The sequence below is a fragment of the Vibrio sp. NC2 genome, from assembly GCF_025195005.1.
GTDB classification, from domain to species: Bacteria; Pseudomonadota; Gammaproteobacteria; order Enterobacterales; family Vibrionaceae; genus Vibrio; species Vibrio splendidus.
The window spans coordinates 373666-389742 of the sequence record NZ_JANVFC010000004.1 but is presented as its reverse complement, the minus strand read 5'-3'; the positions used below and the strand labels follow the sequence as shown (position 1 = coordinate 389742).

General features: G+C 45.3%; 17 protein-coding genes. 14 read left to right on the top strand and 3 right to left on the bottom strand.

Annotated features, from left to right (window positions below; translation table 11 throughout):
* The first annotated feature begins 427 nt into the window (after window positions 1-427).
* From rsxA to NX845_RS08900, 9 genes are all read left to right on the top strand, one after another.
* On the top strand, window positions 428-1006 hold the full coding sequence (gene rsxA, locus NX845_RS08940) for an electron transport complex subunit RsxA (protein WP_004734039.1): 579 nt from the start codon (window positions 428-430) through the stop codon (window positions 1004-1006).
* A gap of 2 nt (window positions 1007-1008) precedes the next feature.
* Window positions 1009-1602, top strand: a complete 594-nt coding sequence (gene rsxB / locus NX845_RS08935) for an electron transport complex subunit RsxB (protein ID WP_004734040.1) — start codon at window positions 1009-1011, stop codon at window positions 1600-1602.
* Between the two features lie 7 nt (window positions 1603-1609).
* The gene (rsxC, locus tag NX845_RS08930) at window positions 1610-4447 is read left to right on the top strand and encodes an electron transport complex subunit RsxC (protein ID WP_065681300.1); all 2838 of its coding nucleotides are present in this window, start codon (window positions 1610-1612) and stop codon (window positions 4445-4447) included.
* Complete coding sequence (rsxD, locus tag NX845_RS08925) at window positions 4447-5493, top strand: electron transport complex subunit RsxD (protein WP_060982282.1); 1047 nt, start codon at window positions 4447-4449, stop codon at window positions 5491-5493. Before rsxC ends, rsxD begins: the two co-directional genes overlap by 1 nt.
* Window positions 5494-5505: 12 nt before the next feature.
* Window positions 5506-6135, top strand: a complete 630-nt coding sequence (gene rsxG / locus NX845_RS08920) for an electron transport complex subunit RsxG (RefSeq protein WP_065681301.1) — start codon at window positions 5506-5508, stop codon at window positions 6133-6135.
* Window positions 6135-6827, top strand: coding sequence for an electron transport complex subunit E (locus tag NX845_RS08915; protein WP_017079307.1), 693 nt, complete (start codon window positions 6135-6137; stop codon window positions 6825-6827). The genes rsxG and NX845_RS08915 overlap by 1 nt, the downstream gene beginning before the upstream one ends.
* A gap of 206 nt (window positions 6828-7033) precedes the next feature.
* The gene (nth, locus tag NX845_RS08910) at window positions 7034-7669 is read left to right on the top strand and encodes an endonuclease III (protein ID WP_010437137.1); all 636 of its coding nucleotides are present in this window, start codon (window positions 7034-7036) and stop codon (window positions 7667-7669) included.
* Between the two features lie 125 nt (window positions 7670-7794).
* Window positions 7795-8211 carry a lactoylglutathione lyase gene (gene gloA, locus NX845_RS08905; protein ID WP_004734046.1) on the top strand — a complete coding sequence of 139 codons (417 nt, stop codon included), beginning with the start codon at window positions 7795-7797 and terminating at the stop codon, window positions 8209-8211.
* A 201-nt stretch (window positions 8212-8412) separates the two neighbouring features.
* Window positions 8413-8847: a DUF2753 domain-containing protein gene (locus NX845_RS08900; protein WP_004734047.1), complete on the top strand. Its 435-nt coding sequence runs from the start codon at window positions 8413-8415 to the stop codon at window positions 8845-8847.
* 95 nt (window positions 8848-8942) lie between these two features.
* Here NX845_RS08900 and motY read toward each other — a convergent pair whose 3' ends face one another.
* Window positions 8943-9824: a flagellar protein MotY gene (gene motY, locus NX845_RS08895; protein WP_017080932.1), complete on the bottom strand. Its 882-nt coding sequence runs from the start codon at window positions 9822-9824 to the stop codon at window positions 8943-8945.
* A 188-nt stretch (window positions 9825-10012) separates the two neighbouring features.
* On the opposite strand from motY, the gene rnt reads away from it, so the two are divergent.
* Together rnt and NX845_RS08885 are read left to right on the top strand one after the other, a co-directional pair.
* Window positions 10013-10657: a ribonuclease T gene (rnt, locus tag NX845_RS08890; protein WP_017061178.1), complete on the top strand. Its 645-nt coding sequence runs from the start codon at window positions 10013-10015 to the stop codon at window positions 10655-10657.
* A 65-nt stretch (window positions 10658-10722) separates the two neighbouring features.
* A complete protein-coding gene (locus NX845_RS08885) occupies window positions 10723-12048 on the top strand; it encodes a Na+/H+ antiporter family protein (RefSeq protein ID WP_017079305.1) in 1326 nt (441 codons plus the stop codon).
* Window positions 12049-12277: 229 nt separating this feature from the next.
* Here the strand turns inward: NX845_RS08885 and NX845_RS08880 are convergent, their stop codons facing one another.
* Window positions 12278-12907 carry a DsbA family protein gene (locus tag NX845_RS08880; RefSeq protein WP_017079304.1) on the bottom strand — a complete coding sequence of 210 codons (630 nt, stop codon included), beginning with the start codon at window positions 12905-12907 and terminating at the stop codon, window positions 12278-12280.
* Window positions 12908-13004: 97 nt separating this feature from the next.
* Entirely contained in the window at window positions 13005-13343 is a 339-nt protein-coding gene (locus NX845_RS08875) for a Grx4 family monothiol glutaredoxin (protein ID WP_017076187.1), read from the bottom strand.
* A gap of 269 nt (window positions 13344-13612) precedes the next feature.
* Here NX845_RS08875 and sodB point away from each other — a divergent pair, with 269 nt between their 5' ends.
* The 3 genes from sodB (at window position 13613) to NX845_RS08860 (ending at window position 15974) form a co-directional block, all read left to right on the top strand.
* The gene (sodB, locus tag NX845_RS08870) at window positions 13613-14197 is read left to right on the top strand and encodes a superoxide dismutase [Fe] (protein WP_004734050.1); all 585 of its coding nucleotides are present in this window, start codon (window positions 13613-13615) and stop codon (window positions 14195-14197) included.
* Between the two features lie 311 nt (window positions 14198-14508).
* Window positions 14509-15012: a VC2046/SO_2500 family protein gene (locus tag NX845_RS08865; RefSeq protein WP_302622110.1), complete on the top strand. Its 504-nt coding sequence runs from the start codon at window positions 14509-14511 to the stop codon at window positions 15010-15012.
* Window positions 15013-15290: 278 nt separating this feature from the next.
* A complete protein-coding gene (locus NX845_RS08860) occupies window positions 15291-15974 on the top strand; it encodes an SDR family oxidoreductase (RefSeq protein ID WP_004734052.1) in 684 nt (227 codons plus the stop codon).
* Window positions 15975-16077 lie beyond the last annotated feature (103 nt).

Sequence of the window (16077 nt, the reverse complement as noted above, 5' to 3'; positions counted from 1 at the left end):
CCTGACTCCGATAGAATATCGAACTCAGGCCTTGAAAGCCGCTTAACAGAAATGTCCAACTTTACGGGGTCACTTCATCACTCGATGCGGCTTTTTGCGTTTTAGCGGTTTGGGAACGTATTCGACTCGCAGCTTTCCTTCTCTTTTTGATAGTTCTGAGCACCAAAATCCACAAATATGACCCTATTCTTAGGAAGCAAATCGAGCTCAATTCAAGAATGATCTTATGAAAGATCCAATTCAACTACTCCTACAAACTTGTCTCACGAAGTAAAAATTGGCCGTCTATACTTACGGTAACTTTAATAATCAATCGATTACCTGATGTTTTTTTCACCAAGTGTCTAAATCCCTAGTGATCCTTGGTTGTTATTAGGTAAGCAAAGCAGGATAATATCGGGATCGGAATCTCAAGAATTAATCCATTATGACCGAATACCTTTTGTTGTTGGTTGGCACAGTGCTAGTCAATAACTTTGTGCTAGTGAAGTTTTTAGGACTATGTCCATTTATGGGAGTCTCCAAGAAACTGGAGACTGCGATTGGCATGGGCCTCGCGACGACTTTCGTTCTGACGTTAGCGTCGGTATCTGCATACCTAGTAGAAACCTACATCCTTACCCCTCTGGGTATTGAATACCTGCGTACCATGAGCTTTATCTTGGTTATCGCGGTGGTTGTTCAATTTACGGAAATGGTCGTTCACAAAACCAGCCCGACTCTATATCGCCTGTTGGGTATCTTTCTGCCGCTTATCACCACCAACTGTGCGGTATTAGGTGTGGCACTTCTGAACATCAATGAAAACCACAACTTCATTCAGTCGATCATCTATGGCTTCGGCGCTGCGGTTGGTTTCTCGCTTGTATTGATCCTATTTGCTGCAATGCGTGAGCGTATTGCGGTTGCTGATGTTCCAATGCCCTTCAAAGGCGCATCGATTGCGATGATCACAGCAGGCCTAATGTCTCTGGCATTTATGGGCTTTACTGGGTTGGTGAAGTAAGCATGAGTACCATCTTAATTGCAATCATTGCACTCGCCGTTTTAGCCGCCGTTTTTGGCGCTATCTTAGGCTTTGCTTCTATCCGCTTTAAAGTGGAAGCCGATCCGATCGTTGATCAAATCGACACCATATTGCCGCAAACTCAATGTGGTCAGTGTGGCTACCCTGGCTGTCGCCCATACGCAGAGGCGATCGCTAACGGAGATAAGATCAACAAATGCCCTCCCGGCGGCCAAGCTACGATTGAGAAGCTTGCAGATTTAATGGGCGTAGAAGTTGAAGACTCCGCTCATGACTTAGATAACAAAGTAAAAACCGTTGCCTTCATTCATGAAGATATGTGTATTGGCTGTACCAAATGCATTCAAGCCTGCCCTGTTGATGCTATTGTTGGTGGCACCAAGGCACTTCACACAGTAATCAAAGATGAATGTACAGGTTGTGATCTATGTGTCGCACCGTGCCCTACTGACTGTATCGAAATGATTCCAGTGGCAACAACGACTGAAAATTGGAAATGGCAGATGAACATCATCCCTGTTACTGACATCACTAACCAAGCAACTGATGCGACCGCGTCAGAGCCTAAAGCATAGGGTTAGTATGATCTCTTTAATTGAACAAATTCGCACGGGCTCTATTTGGAACTTCCCAGGCGGTGTGCACCCTGCTGAAAACAAGAAACAGTCGAATACTACTGATATCGTGCATGCAAGGCTTCCTGAAGAAATCGTTCTTCCGGTGAAACAGCACATCGGTAAGCCTGGTAACTTGTTGGTTGCTGTCGGTGATGCCGTACTAAAAGGTCAACAACTGACGGCCTTAGAGACTGGTTTCACTTTGCCAGTACATGCACCAACATCGGGTGTGATTACCGCTATCGAACCACGAACCACCGCTCACCCTTCAGGCTTGAGCGACGTGTGCGTGGTTATTAAACCTGATGGCTTAGACACTTGGATTGAAAAAAAACCAGTTGAAGATTTTTCGACAAAGACTTCTGACGAACTGCTTGATGTGATTCGCCAAGCTGGTATCTCAGGCATGGGCGGCGCAGGCTTCCCTACGGCTAAGAAGCTTCAATCAGGTCTAGGTCGCACTGATATTTTGATCGTCAACGCTGCTGAGTGTGAACCTTACATCACCTCAGATGACAAGTTGCTGCAAGAGCATGCCGAAGAAGTATTGAAAGGCATCGAAGTGGTTGAACACATCCTTCAACCAAAGCTGACGGTTATCGGCATTGAAGACAACAAACCAGATGCGATAAAAGCACTGGAGATTGCAGCGAAAGACAAAGATATCGTCATTCGTGTTATCCCAACTAAATACCCTTCTGGTGGTGAGAAGCAACTTATCAAGATCCTCACCAACAAAGAGGTCCCAGCTGGCGGTATTCCTGCAGATATTGGTGTTTTGGTTCAGAACGTCGGCTCTCTTTACTCGATTAAGCGAGCGGTAATTGACGGCGAACCTGTGGTTAACCGCGTTGTGACATTAACCGGTAAAACCTTTAAGCAACCTCGTAACGTTTGGGCGCTATTAGGCACACCAGTACATGAGTTACTTGAAGAGTTTGGCTACAAAGCAGATAAAAAACTGCCGCGTTTAATTTTGGGCGGCCCGATGATGGGCTTTACCTTGCCGCATGCCAATGTGCCAATCACCAAAACGTCGAACTGTATTTTAGCGCCAACGCGTCGTGAGATCTCACCAAGCACTTACGAGATGGAATGTATTCGTTGCAGCGCGTGTGCTGAAGCTTGTCCTGCGTCTCTACTTCCTCAACAACTGCAATGGCACGCCAAAGCCAACGAGTTGGATAAGTGTGAAGAGCTGAATATTAAAGACTGTATTGAATGCGGTGCTTGTGCGTTTGTCTGCCCAAGTGAAATCCCTCTTGTTCAATACTATCGCCAAGCGAAAGCTGAAATCAAAACAAGAAAAGACGAAGCAACAGCTGCAGAACGTGCCAAGATTCGTTTCGAAGAGAAAAACGCTCGTATGGAGCGTGATAAAGCCGAGCGTGAAAACCGCTTCAAGAAAGCTGCTGACAACCGTCGTAAAGACATGAAGTCTGCGGATGGTGATGATGCGATTGCAGCTGCGATTGCTCGCGTTAAAGCTCAAAAAACAGCAGCAGACCAAACACCTAATGCAGAACCAGCAGTGAAACCTGCGGTAGCCGCTGCGATTGCTAAGGCAAAAGCGAAACAAGCTGCGGCTCAGAAAGCAGATAGCACTGAACCAGACAATTCTGAAATGTCGAAACTGCGTGAAGAACGTAAACGACAAGCTCGAGAGCGCAAGGCACAACAAGCAGCCGCTGATACTCCTGCAGAAAGCTCTGGCGATGCCAAGAAAGATGCTGTCGCTGCGGCTATTGCTCGCGCTAAAGCCAAGAAAGCACAACAAACAGAATCAGCTTCTGAGGTTCCGGTTGAAAAATCAGGTGACTCTAAGAAAGACGCAGTCGCTGCCGCTATTGCTCGCGCTAAAGCCAAGAAAGCTCAACAAGCGGAATCAGCTACTCAAACCGAAAGTGAAGCTCCAGCTGAAAGTACTGGCGACGCTAAGAAAGATGCTGTTGCTGCAGCTATCGCTCGCGCTAAAGCGAAGAAAGCACAACAAGCAGAATCAGCTGCTCAAACCGAAAGTGAAGCTCCAGCTAAAAGCTCTGGCGATGCCAAGAAAGACGCAGTCGCTGCGGCTATTGCTCGTGCTAAAGCCAAGAAAGCTCAACAAGCAGAATCAGCTACTCAAACCGAAAGTGAAGCACCGGTTAAAAGTTCTGGCGATGCTAAGAAAGATGCTGTCGCTGCGGCCATTGCTCGCGCTAAAGCCAAGAAAGCTCAACAAGCGGAGTCAGCTACTCTAACCGAAAGTGAAGCTCCGGTTGAAAGCTCTGGCGATGCCAAGAAAGATGCAGTCGCTGCGGCTATTGCTCGTGCTAAAGCAAGAAAGGCGCAGCAAGCTAAACAGGTCGAAGCAAAAGCAACCGATCCTGAACCTGTAGTTGAAACTGAAGTGGAAGCTGAGATTCAATCGGAACCAGTCGATCCTAAAAAAGCTGCCGTTGCCGCTGCAATAGCTCGCGCTAAAGCGAAGAAAGCACAGCAAGCTAAGCAGGTCGAAGCAGAAGCAACCGCTCCTGAAGCTGTAGTTGAAATTGAAGTGGAAGCTGAGATTCGATCAGAACCAGTCGATCCTAAAAAAGCAGCTGTTGCCGCTGCAATAGCTCGCGCTAAAGCGAAGAAAACACAGCAAGCGAAACAGTCCGAGACAGAAGAAACACTTAAGCCTGTGACCGACATTAAGACTGAGACTCAACAAGAACCAGTCGACCCTAAAAAAGCAGCAGTTGCTGCAGCGATTGCTCGTGCTAAAGCAAGAAAGGCGCAGCAAGAGCAAGACAAAAAGAATAATGAGGAGAAAGAGTAGTGGCCTTCTTTATCGCCAGCTCACCGCACGCACACAATCGTAGAAGCACCCCAGATCTCATGAAATGGGTCGCTATTTGTGCATTGCCAGGTCTACTAGCTCAAACCTACTTCTTTGGATGGGGTACGCTCATCCAGTTAGTATTTGCTATTGCACTTGCTGTTACCTTTGAAGCCGCTGTAATGCTGCTAAGAAAACGTCCGCCAGTGATGGCATTACGTGATTACAGCGCTGTTGTGACCGCTTGGCTACTCAGTGTCGCGATTCCGCCACACTCTCCGTGGTGGATTCTCGTGATAGGTATGTTCTTCGCGATTGTCATCGCAAAACACCTTTATGGCGGCCTTGGGCAAAACCCATTTAATCCAGCGATGGTCGCTTACGTTGTTTTGCTGATCTCATTTCCAGTTCAGATGACCAGCTGGAATGCACCAGCCAGCTTAACGGCTGAAGCAACGAGTTTTGTGGACTCCTTCTTGATGATCTTTACTGGTTTCAATAACGAAGGTTTATCTCTTCAACAAGCGCGTCTTGGTATTGATGGCACCACGATGGCAACACCACTCGATGCCTTCAAAACCGCATTAACGGCAGGCAACACCGCTTCTGAAGCTCTGTCTCAACCGCAATTCAGCTGGTTAGCTGGCGTGGGTTGGGAATGGGTAAACCTTGCCTACCTTGTTGGGGGCCTAGTGTTGATTAAGCAACGTGTGATTCAATGGCATATTCCGGTAGCTTTCATCGGCAGCCTTGCGCTGTTTAGCCTGGTATTCTTAATCTTAACGCCAGGTGAAACCGCTTCGCCAACCATTCACCTATTGTCTGGCGCAACCATGCTTGGTGCATTCTTCATTGCAACCGATCCGGTTTCAGCCTCGACGACAGTGAAAGGTCGCTTGGTATTTGGCGCTCTGATTGGCGGGTTAGTCTTTATTATCCGCAGTTGGGGTGGCTTCCCTGATGGTGTGGCGTTTGCTGTATTGTTAGCCAACATGTGTGTTCCACTGATTGACTACTACACCAAACCTCGTACTTACGGCCACTAAGGAGCGGATACCATGCTAAACGCAATTAAGAAAAATGGCCTTGTACTCGCGATTTTTGCGTGTGCTTCAACAGGTTTGGTCGCGGTAACTCACTACCTGACCAAAGACCAGATTAAGCAGCAAGAACAGGCTCAGTTACTGTCTGTTCTTAACCAAGTGATCCCGCACGATCTGCACGATAATGAACTATTTTCAGCTTGTACTCTGGTTCAAGCAGAAGAGCTGGGCACTGAACAAGCAATGCCGGCTTATATTGCTACACTCAACGGTGAACCTAGCGCGATTGCAATCGAAGCCATTGCTCCTGATGGCTACAATGGTGCAATAAAAGTAATTGTTGGGATGAAAATTGACGGTACCATTTTGGGTACACGTGTGCTTTCCCACAGGGAAACTCCGGGGTTAGGCGATAAGATAGACCTTCGAGTGAGTGATTGGATACTCTCTTTCGCAGGTAAACAAGTAACCGAGTCAAATCTTGATCGCTGGAAAGTTCGCAAAGATGGTGGTGACTTTGACCAGTTTACTGGCGCGACCATCACACCAAGAGCTGTCGTTAAGTCCGTCAAACAGGCGGTGCTGTACGTTAACCAAAACAACCAAGCATTGCTTGCTCAACCTCTAAATTGTGGTGGTGAATAATGAGTGACCATAAAACACTGATCAAAAATGGCATGTGGGCCAATAACCCTGCCCTAGTGCAACTTCTTGGGTTATGTCCGCTGCTGGCTGTCTCTTCGACAGTGACGAACGCACTTGGCTTAGGTATTGCTACCTTGCTTGTATTGGTCGGTTCGAACGTTTCTGTCTCTTTGGTTCGCAACCATGTGCCAAAAGAAGTGCGTATTCCAGTATTCGTGATGATCATTGCTTCACTGGTAACCTGTGTTCAACTTCTGATGAACGCTTACGCGTATGGCCTTTACCTCTCTTTGGGTATCTTCATCCCACTGATCGTAACCAACTGTATCATCATTGGCAGAGCTGAAGCCTTCGCTTCTAAAAACGAAGTTTTACCTGCTGCTCAAGATGGTTTCTGGATGGGCCTTGGCATGACATCAGTACTGGTTGTATTGGGTGCGATGCGTGAGGTTATTGGTAACGGAACTCTATTTGATGGCGCAGATTTGCTCCTTGGTGATTGGGCTTCAGTGTTACGAATCCAGATATTCGAATTTGATAACAGCTTCTTGTTAGCCCTACTACCACCAGGTGCTTTCATTGGTGTTGGTTTCTTGATTGCTTTGAAAAACATCATCGACAACCAAGCTAAAGCTAGACAGCCCAAACAAGAAAAACCAGCCATTGAACGCGCTCGCGTTACCAATGCCTGATAAGTTACAGTAGCTTAAACCCTGCTGAGTAACTCAACCGCTCAGCAGGTAAATAGATTAACCAAGTACACATAATAATGACGCTCATAAGAGCGCGTAACCGATGATAAAGCCTGAACCATTGCGGAACTTGTTATTTTAAAACGAGTAAGTTTGAAAGAACTCCGCCGGAACTCAAGCCCTAACTATTTGAAAGTAATGTCGCTATGAACAATGTAAAACGAGTAGAAATACTTGAGCGTTTAAGAGAAAACAATCCCAAGCCAGAAACTGAGCTTAACTGGAACAGCCCTTTCGAGTTGCTGATCGCCGTGCTCTTATCAGCGCAGGCAACCGATGTCAGCGTCAACAAAGCCACTGATAAGCTTTACCCTGTGGCTAATACTCCACAGGCTATTTTCGACCTAGGTGTCGATGGCCTAAAAGAGTACATCAAGACCATCGGTCTGTTTAATTCGAAAGCAGAAAACACCATCAAAACGTGTCGTATGCTGCTTGACCTACACAATGGTGAAGTACCGGAAGATCGCGCTGCATTAGAAGCCCTTCCAGGTGTTGGTCGTAAAACAGCCAACGTAGTGTTAAATACTGCATTCGGTTGGCCAACCATTGCCGTTGATACTCACATCTACCGTGTATCAAACCGCACTAAGTTAGCAATGGGTAAAACGGTCGATGATGTTGAAGCTAAGCTGCTCAAAGTCATTCCAAAAGAATTCAAACTGGATGTCCACCACTGGCTCATTCTTCATGGACGTTACACCTGTGTTGCGCGTAAACCACGCTGTGGCAGCTGTATCATAGAAGACCTATGTGAGTTCAAAGAGAAGACGGACGTCTAGGCTCATAAGCTGTTAGCCCTAAGCGAAAGAAGCTAACAAGCCTATTGGCCAAAAGCGCCGCGTTTATCTAGCGGCATAAAACAGAATTACAAAAACGTATACATAGTTAAAGCTAGGAGCAAATCATGTCAAACGGTCGTATTTTACACACCATGCTACGCGTTGGTGATCTAGACAAGTCTATCGAGTTCTACACCAATGTAATGGGCATGCAGCTATTACGTAAGAACGAAAACAAAGAGTACGAATACACGCTGGCTTTCGTTGGCTTTGGTGACGAATCTCAAGGCGCTGTGATTGAGCTGACTTACAACTGGGGCACGACTGAATACGACCTTGGCTCAGCTTTTGGTCACGTTGCTATCGGTGTTGATGACATCTACACAACGTGTGATGCAATTAAAGCAGCAGGCGGTAACGTAACACGTGAAGCTGGCCCTGTTAAAGGCGGCTCTACACACATCGCATTCGTCAAAGATCCTGATGGCTACATGATTGAGCTGATTCAGAACAAACAAGCAAGCGCAGGTCTAGAAGGTTAATCCCTCAACCTCTTTGCGAAGTTGGGCTTGAACGCCTGATGAAATGAAAAAAAGAAGCGAGCACTGTGTTCGCTTCTTTTTTATGTTTCCACGCACGAACAATACCCTTCACCAATTATTATTAACAATCTCACCAATGAAACTTTACATGATAATGATTATCATTTAAATTGACCACCTATTGATTAGTGAGGTAATACAATGATTAGCGAATGGGAAAAACACACGTTACTTGCCGATACTGCATTGCAGCTCGACGATCCTGTACGAAGTATTCTTCACTATCAGCAAGCACTGAACTTAAGCGAAGAAATCACTGAGCGTACCGATATTCAGGCTGACGAACGCCTACTGATCTCGGTGATCTCTTGTCACAATCTCGCACAATTCTGGCGATGGGCTGGTGATACCGAATACGAGCTCAAGTATCTTCAATTGGCTTCAGAAAAAGTGCTGACACTGATCCCGCAGTGCCCTAACACTCAATGTTCCAGCTTTATCGATTCTATTGGTTGCTGTAAGAAAGCGCTGATCGATTTCATGAAACGCCATCCCAATCCTAAAATTGCTTCTATGGTAGAAAAGATCGATACCGCGACCAACTGTGAAATGATCGCTCGTTTCCGCTTGAACTAAACGAGTTACGTTTAGACAATGGCTCCAAATTTTAAAGACAAAAAAGCCCGTCATTACGACGGGCTATCTGATTTCAAAACAAGCAATTATTCTGATTAAACCTGCGTACGACCTAAAGAGATAACAACGCGTCGGTTCTTGTCTTTACCAATTGGCGAATTGTTGTCTGCAATCGGGCGACGTTTACCATAGCCCTGAACTTGGATACGATCTTCTGGCAAGCCTAAAGATTTGAAGTACTCTCTTAACGATTCCGCTCTGCGCTCTGAAAGGTTTTGGCTAATACCTTTGCTGTCGACAGAATCGGTGTACGTTGCCACCAGTACAAGATCGATGTCTTGGTTATAGCGAACGTAATCGGCGATCTGGCTCAGCCTTTTGCGCGACGACTTGTTCAGCTGATCACTATTACGATCGTAGTGCAAAATCGTGAAAGAGATATCTTCAAAGCTGTAAGGCAACAGGTTAGCAACACAGTCACTGAACACATTGTATTTTTCTTGGAATAACACCGACGACAGCGACACTTCGATTCGCTGATCTCGGCTCTGCCACTCTTGGTAACTGAATGTCGGGTAGCGCCCTTTCTCCAACTCACTCAAGATTCCCCACGCCGTTTGACCGCCAACGTAGCCATCAAATTGTTGGAAGAACTTAATGGTTGTCATGCGATCAGCACTTTCACCCGGACGCCAAGGTGGCGGCATCGAAATCAAGCTGACATTACGCGTAGCACCCATTGGGCGACGCATTTTAAGCTCAAAGTCCAAAATGATTTTTTTACTCGCGCGAGATGAAAACTCAGCATCACCAAAATTTGGGATAGGGTGAACCAAGCGGCATTCGAGTGGCGTGTTGGCCACCATCTCCCACTTTGACTGTTGAGGAGATGCTCCATAACGCTTTTCTTGTGCCATTACTGGTAACGACATAAGTAGCGAAAATAGCATTGAACCTGTTATGAGTTGTTTCTTCATAAAGTGGAGTATCTCTTAAGCAATTCGTTTAACAATGCAGCCAATTGCCGCATTTTTCTCTTACGTTTAAATATGCAATTATCAAGCCGCAATGGATTAGGTAATTTATGATTTATTGCCCTTCCCTAGTTTTTATCACTGCTATTATCTGCAATAATGCAGCCTTAATCACACTTATTTGGGCTAACATGACTGTAGAAAACGAAGCTCTGACCCTAAAAAAACGCTTTCGTGGCTATTTTCCAGTGGTCATCGACGTGGAAACCGCAGGGTTTAACGCTGAAACCGATGCATTATTAGAAATCTGTGCCATTACGTTAAAAATGGATGAGAACGGAGATCTGCACCCTGCATCAACGCTTCATTTTCACATTGAGCCTTTTGAAGGCGCAAATATAGAGCAGGCAGCATTAGACTTTAACGGAATTAAAGACCCATTTAGCCCATTACGTGGTGCTGTGTCGGAACAAGAAGCCCTTAAAGAAATCTACAAGCTAGTGAGAAAAGAACAAAAAGCTTCAGATTGCAGTCGCGCAATCATGGTTGCTCACAACGCTACATTCGATTTGAACTTCGTTAATGCAGCAAGTGAGCGCTGTAAGCTTAAACGCGTCCCTTTCCATCCATTTGCTACTTTTGACACTGCAGCTCTTAGTGGTCTTGCCTACGGTCAAACCGTTTTGGCTAAAGCTTGCCGCACTGCAGGGATGGAATTTGACAACAAAGAAGCACACTCTGCTTTGTATGATACGCAAAAAACCACAGAGTTATTTTGCGGCATTGTAAACAAATGGAAAGCCCTTGGTGGTTGGCCTCTTGTTGACGAAGAATAAAAAATAGAGTCGGTAAACGTTCACTCGTATTGCCTTCATAAAAAACACAACATCCCGAGAATAATATGAATCCTGTTGTAATTTCAGTTTGCATCATGCTTGTTTTAGCTTTGATGCGCGTAAACGTAGTCGTTGCTCTCACGTTCAGCGCAATTATCGGTGGCGTAGCCTCTGGTATGGGCTTGAACGACGCAGTCGCGGCTTTCGAAAGTGGATTAGGTGGCGGTGCAACTATCGCACTTAGCTACGCTATGCTTGGTACATTTGCTGTTGCTATCTCACGTTCTGGTATCACTGATCTGCTTGCTCAAAGCGTCATTAAGCGTATTCACGGTAAAGAGAACAGTGCTGCATCTAATGGTCTAAAATATGGCATCCTAGCGTCTTTGATCCTAGTGACCATGTCTTCGCAAAATGTAATCCCTGTACATATCGCCTTTATCCCAATCTTAATCCCACCTCTATTAGGCGTATTCGCAAAAATGAACCTAGACCGTCGTCTGGTTGCGTGTGTACTTACTTTTGGTCTGATTACTCCGTATATGGTTCTACCTATCGGTTTTGGTGGCATCTTCCTAAACAACATCCTGCTTAAAAACCTTCACGACAACGGTCTTGAAAACGTAGTAGCAAGCCAAGTACCAATGGCAATGTTGTTACCAGCTGCAGGCATGATCTTCGGCCTTCTTACGGCTGTATTCTTTACTTACCGTAAGCCGCGTCAATACAAAGAAACGTCTCATACTGTTGTTTCAACCGAAGTGAAAGAGATCAACAAGAAGCACATCCTAGTGGCTGCTGCTGGTATTGTTGCTGCGCTAACGGTTCAACTATCGACAGGTTCTATGATCATCGGTGCTTTGGCTGGTTTCATGGTATTCACCTTCGGTGGTGTAATCGCTTGGAAAGAGACACACGATGTCTTCACTAAAGGCGTTCACATGATGGCAATGATCGGTTTCATCATGATCGCAGCGGCAGGTTTTGCGGCAGTTATGAAGCAAACGGGTGGCGTTGAATCTCTGGTTGAAGCACTTTCAACCAGCATTGGTGACAACAAACCTCTAGCGGCACTGCTTATGCTAATCGTTGGTCTATTGGTAACAATGGGTATCGGCTCTTCGTTCTCTACGATTCCAATCCTTGCGACTATCTACGTTCCTCTAGCGGCAGCATTTGGTTTCTCACCAATGGCAACGATCGCTTTAGTAGGTACAGCTGCAGCGCTAGGTGATGCGGGCTCTCCTGCTTCTGACTCAACATTAGGTCCAACATCGGGTCTTAATGCTGATGGACAGCATGAGCACGTTTGGGAAACCGTTGTACCGACATTCTTACACTACAACATCCCACTGATCGTATTCGGTTGGGTTGCGGCTATGGTTCTGTAATTGGGTTCTTTAGCTAAGAATCAATACGCAATAAACCGTAAGTAGTAAGCTATAAGCTAAAGAAAGACATTATAAAGACCGCCTCGTGCGGTCTTTTTTGTTCCTGGGATTCATTCCACTCTTCCTTCCTCCTCACTCTCAATGAACCAGCGACGCCAAACAAAAAAGGCTTACTCTGATGAGTAAGCCTTGGACATAATTTACGTTAATACAGACAGCTCTAGCTGAATTATGCAGCGGGAGCGTTATTCACCAATACTTCGCGAATCGACTTAAGCGTCGCTTCCGTTGAATGGTAATCCAGTTCTACTGCCGTAAAAATACCATTTACTTCAAGCATTAACGTCGGGTAAGAATGCACACCGATCGCTTCTTTAAAGCCTAACTGGTCATCTAATTCGCTTTCCAATAACTTACTAGAAAGATCATTTTCAAACTGTTGTACATTCATCCCTAGCTCTTCAGCTAACTGCAAATGCGTTTCTTGGCTGTGTGGCAACATCGCACGAAGATAGTAAGCATGTTGAATCGCTTCAAGCATCGCTTCGTAGTGGTCTTGAAAACCAGCGGCAATCACAGCACGACAAGCAGGGTAAGTGCTGCGAACTGGTTGGCATTCAGTCCAAAATTCGTGGTTGAACTCAGTACCCAACTTAGCTTCAATCTGCTTCCAGATAGCTTGCAGCTTACCTTTCATCTCTTCTGACATTGGATCTTCAGAATCAGGGGCCAAACCACCGACTACGTAGTTAAACTCAATACTCGCAGGTAGCTGCTGTTTTAAGAGTTCTAATGTTGGCTTATAACCCCAGCACCAACTGCACATTGGGTCATGCACATAATGAAGTTTTACGTCCATTGTTCATTCCTTATCGAGTCTTTCAAACCATTCAAACAAAAAAGGAGCCTCATTAAGGGCCCCTTCCATTCAATATTTAAGCACAAAGGCTTAAAGCTTACTCAGCGTCGTCGCCAGCTACTTTTGCAGCCGCTTCTTTAACGATTGGCTGAAGTTCGCCTTTTTGGAACATCTCAAGAATGATGTCACAACCACCGATCAGCTCACCGTCAACCCAAAGTTGTGGGAACGTTGGCCATTGTGCGTAAGCTGGAAGCTCTGCACGGATGTCAGGGTTTTGTAGGATATCTACGTAAGCAAATTTTTCACCACATGCCATTAGAGCTTGAGATGCTTGAGAAGAAAAACCACAGCTTGGCAGCTTAGGAGAACCTTTCATGTAAAGTAGAATGGTGTTTTCTTCAATTTGCTGTTTGATTTTATCGATAGTTTCCATTGCTTCCTCGTTAATGGATTACGGCTTTTATTGCCTTTATTCTACCCCAAACCAAAAGAATAAAAACCATATAAAAAAAGCGGTTTACAAGCTAAGCTAACAATTCACACAAAAGTGATGAATTAAGCTTTTAATAAAGTAAAAACTTGCTAAACTATATCGCAAGTCAGCAAATTGACCATAGTTGGCTGTAAAGCGAACCATGAATAATAATATCACTGGAAGCAATCGAAAGAGTTAACTCTTTCATATCAATGGAGAATTGAGCAATGGCATTTGAACTACCGGCTCTTCCTTACGCGAAAGACGCGCTAGAACCACACATCTCAGCAGAAACGCTAGATTTCCACCACGGTAAGCACCACAACACTTACGTTGTTAAGCTAAACGGTCTTATCCCAGGTACTGAGTTTGAAGGCAAAACACTAGAAGAGATCGTTAAGACTTCTACTGGTGGTGTTTTCAATAACGCTGCTCAAATCTGGAACCACACGTTCTACTGGCACTGTCTTGCTCCTAAAGCAGGCGGCGAACCAACTGGCGCTGTTGCAGAAGCTATCAATGCTGCATTCGGTTCTTTCGAAGAATTCAAAGCGAAATTCACTGATTCAGCAATCAACAACTTCGGTTCTTCTTGGACTTGGTTAGTTAAGAAAGCTGACGGTTCTCTAGACATCGTTAACACTTCTAACGCTGCTACTCCTCTAACAGAAGAAGGTGTTACTCCACTTCTAACTGTTGACCTATGGGAACACGCTTACTACATCGATTTCCGCAATGTTCGCCCTGACTACATGGCTGCATTCTGGAACCTAGTAAACTGGTCTTTCGTAGAAGAGAACCTAGCTAAGTAATTATTACTTACGCTGCGCTATTTATAGCGAGTTATCTATTGAAAGCTCATGCCTCGGCGTGAGCTTTTTTGTATCTGTCGTATTCCACAAAATCTAGACCTTTCTTAGCCTATTAACCTATTAACCAATTAACCAATTAACCAATTAACCAATTAACCAATTAACCAGTTAGCCAGTTAGCCAAGAGAGCTTACTTCTCGACCAATTCCTAGCACTCTTCCCCGCCCTGCATAAATTCTCTATTTGCCTGTAATTAAACACTAAAGTTTGCCGACTCCATGCCGTTAAAGGTGTATCCAATGAGAGGCAGCATGCAAATACATACTTTAGACAAAGCAGGAATCATCAACGAACTGAAGTTCGGCATCGGGATCAGCCAAGCGGTTGAGCAAGGTCGCCGTGCAGATTTCGCGTTGCTGTTATCTATGTTTTCTAATGACGTTCGTGATTGCACGCCGATTGACACCATTGAAGTCACAGAGACAACTGAAGATCGCCTGCGTAAACACTTCGGCGTTGCAGAACCGCAGCCGCTGCGTTCGAACCAATCTTCGTATGAAATTTCAGCTCAGCAATCTAATCATTTTCATCAAGCTAGCCTTGCCAGCGCAAAACTCAGCCATTACTTGAAACCGGAAGCGCTTGCCTTCATGCCTGAAGATACAGCCGACTTACCCGAAGAGGTTTACCAAAACATTTCTGGTCATGACCGACGTAAATTGGCAAACAAACAGGTTCCTGATTTGCCACTTGCTACGCTCTACAATGAACTATCAACTGCTCAGCGTCAGTACCAAATTCAAGCTCAAGTATAGCTGTCACTTACCTTTCCTCTTTTTCGTTCTCTATCCACTGCTATTCTTGATTAGTTCGCGCATTTCAAATCATTCACATGCGTGATATGAACCACCAGCCTTGGGTGAACATGAAATACGAGTTGTCGATTACTACTTGAAGTTACTGCGAAATGTGAGCTGCCACTAAGTTCATAAAAACTTATCAATTGGCACGCCTTAGTTTGAACCTCTTCACACCCATTGTATGAAATTTAACCCATCCTTATCCGACATGGACGATTTATTTAGGTGCTGGGATGGAAATAAAAAGCTCAATCATATTGGTGACATCTGCAGGCTCGCAACTCGGAGGGACGATTGCGAACCACTTTGTTAACCTTGGAGCCACAGTCATCCTTTGTGATAAAGACACGGAAGCACTTCAAGCGACCTATTTACAATGTGCTCGTTTTTCTGACTCGGTTTACCACTACACGCTCAAAAGTAATGACAACCAAGCAATTCTCAGCGTGTTTGATTTTATTCAAACCACCTTCAACACTACGCCCGATGTACTGGTCAATAATTGGATAAGCTCCCCGATGCCAAGCCTAATTGGCGATCAGCCTGTCAGTAGCTTTATCAATGATCTTTCTTCTATGGCTACGACTCTTTTCGCATTTGGGCAAATCAGTGCCGAGAGATTACGAGAGGAGGATAAAGAAGGCGTTATTGTGAATGTGATCTCTCACGATGACTTCCATGACGTGTCCGGCTTAGAGAGTGCGAACTCAATGATTACTGGCTTTACCCATAGCTGGGCCAAAGAACTGACTCCATTTGGTATTCGAGTCGGCGGTGTTGTCCCGGCAATCCATAACTCCGATGGCAAGCTCAACCGATGCCACTGGGCTCAGCTGCAAGATGAGCTGACCAGAACAACGGAATACATCGTCTCTAATGATTACTTTAGTGGGCGAGTGGTCGCTGCTGAGGTTTAGTTCTTCCCCGATGCCAAGCACATTTGAGCCATTCATTTCTAATCGAGTGACATTACTCTAGCCTTTCAAGCCGCGTAGATCAGGCAACAAACATAAAAAAAGC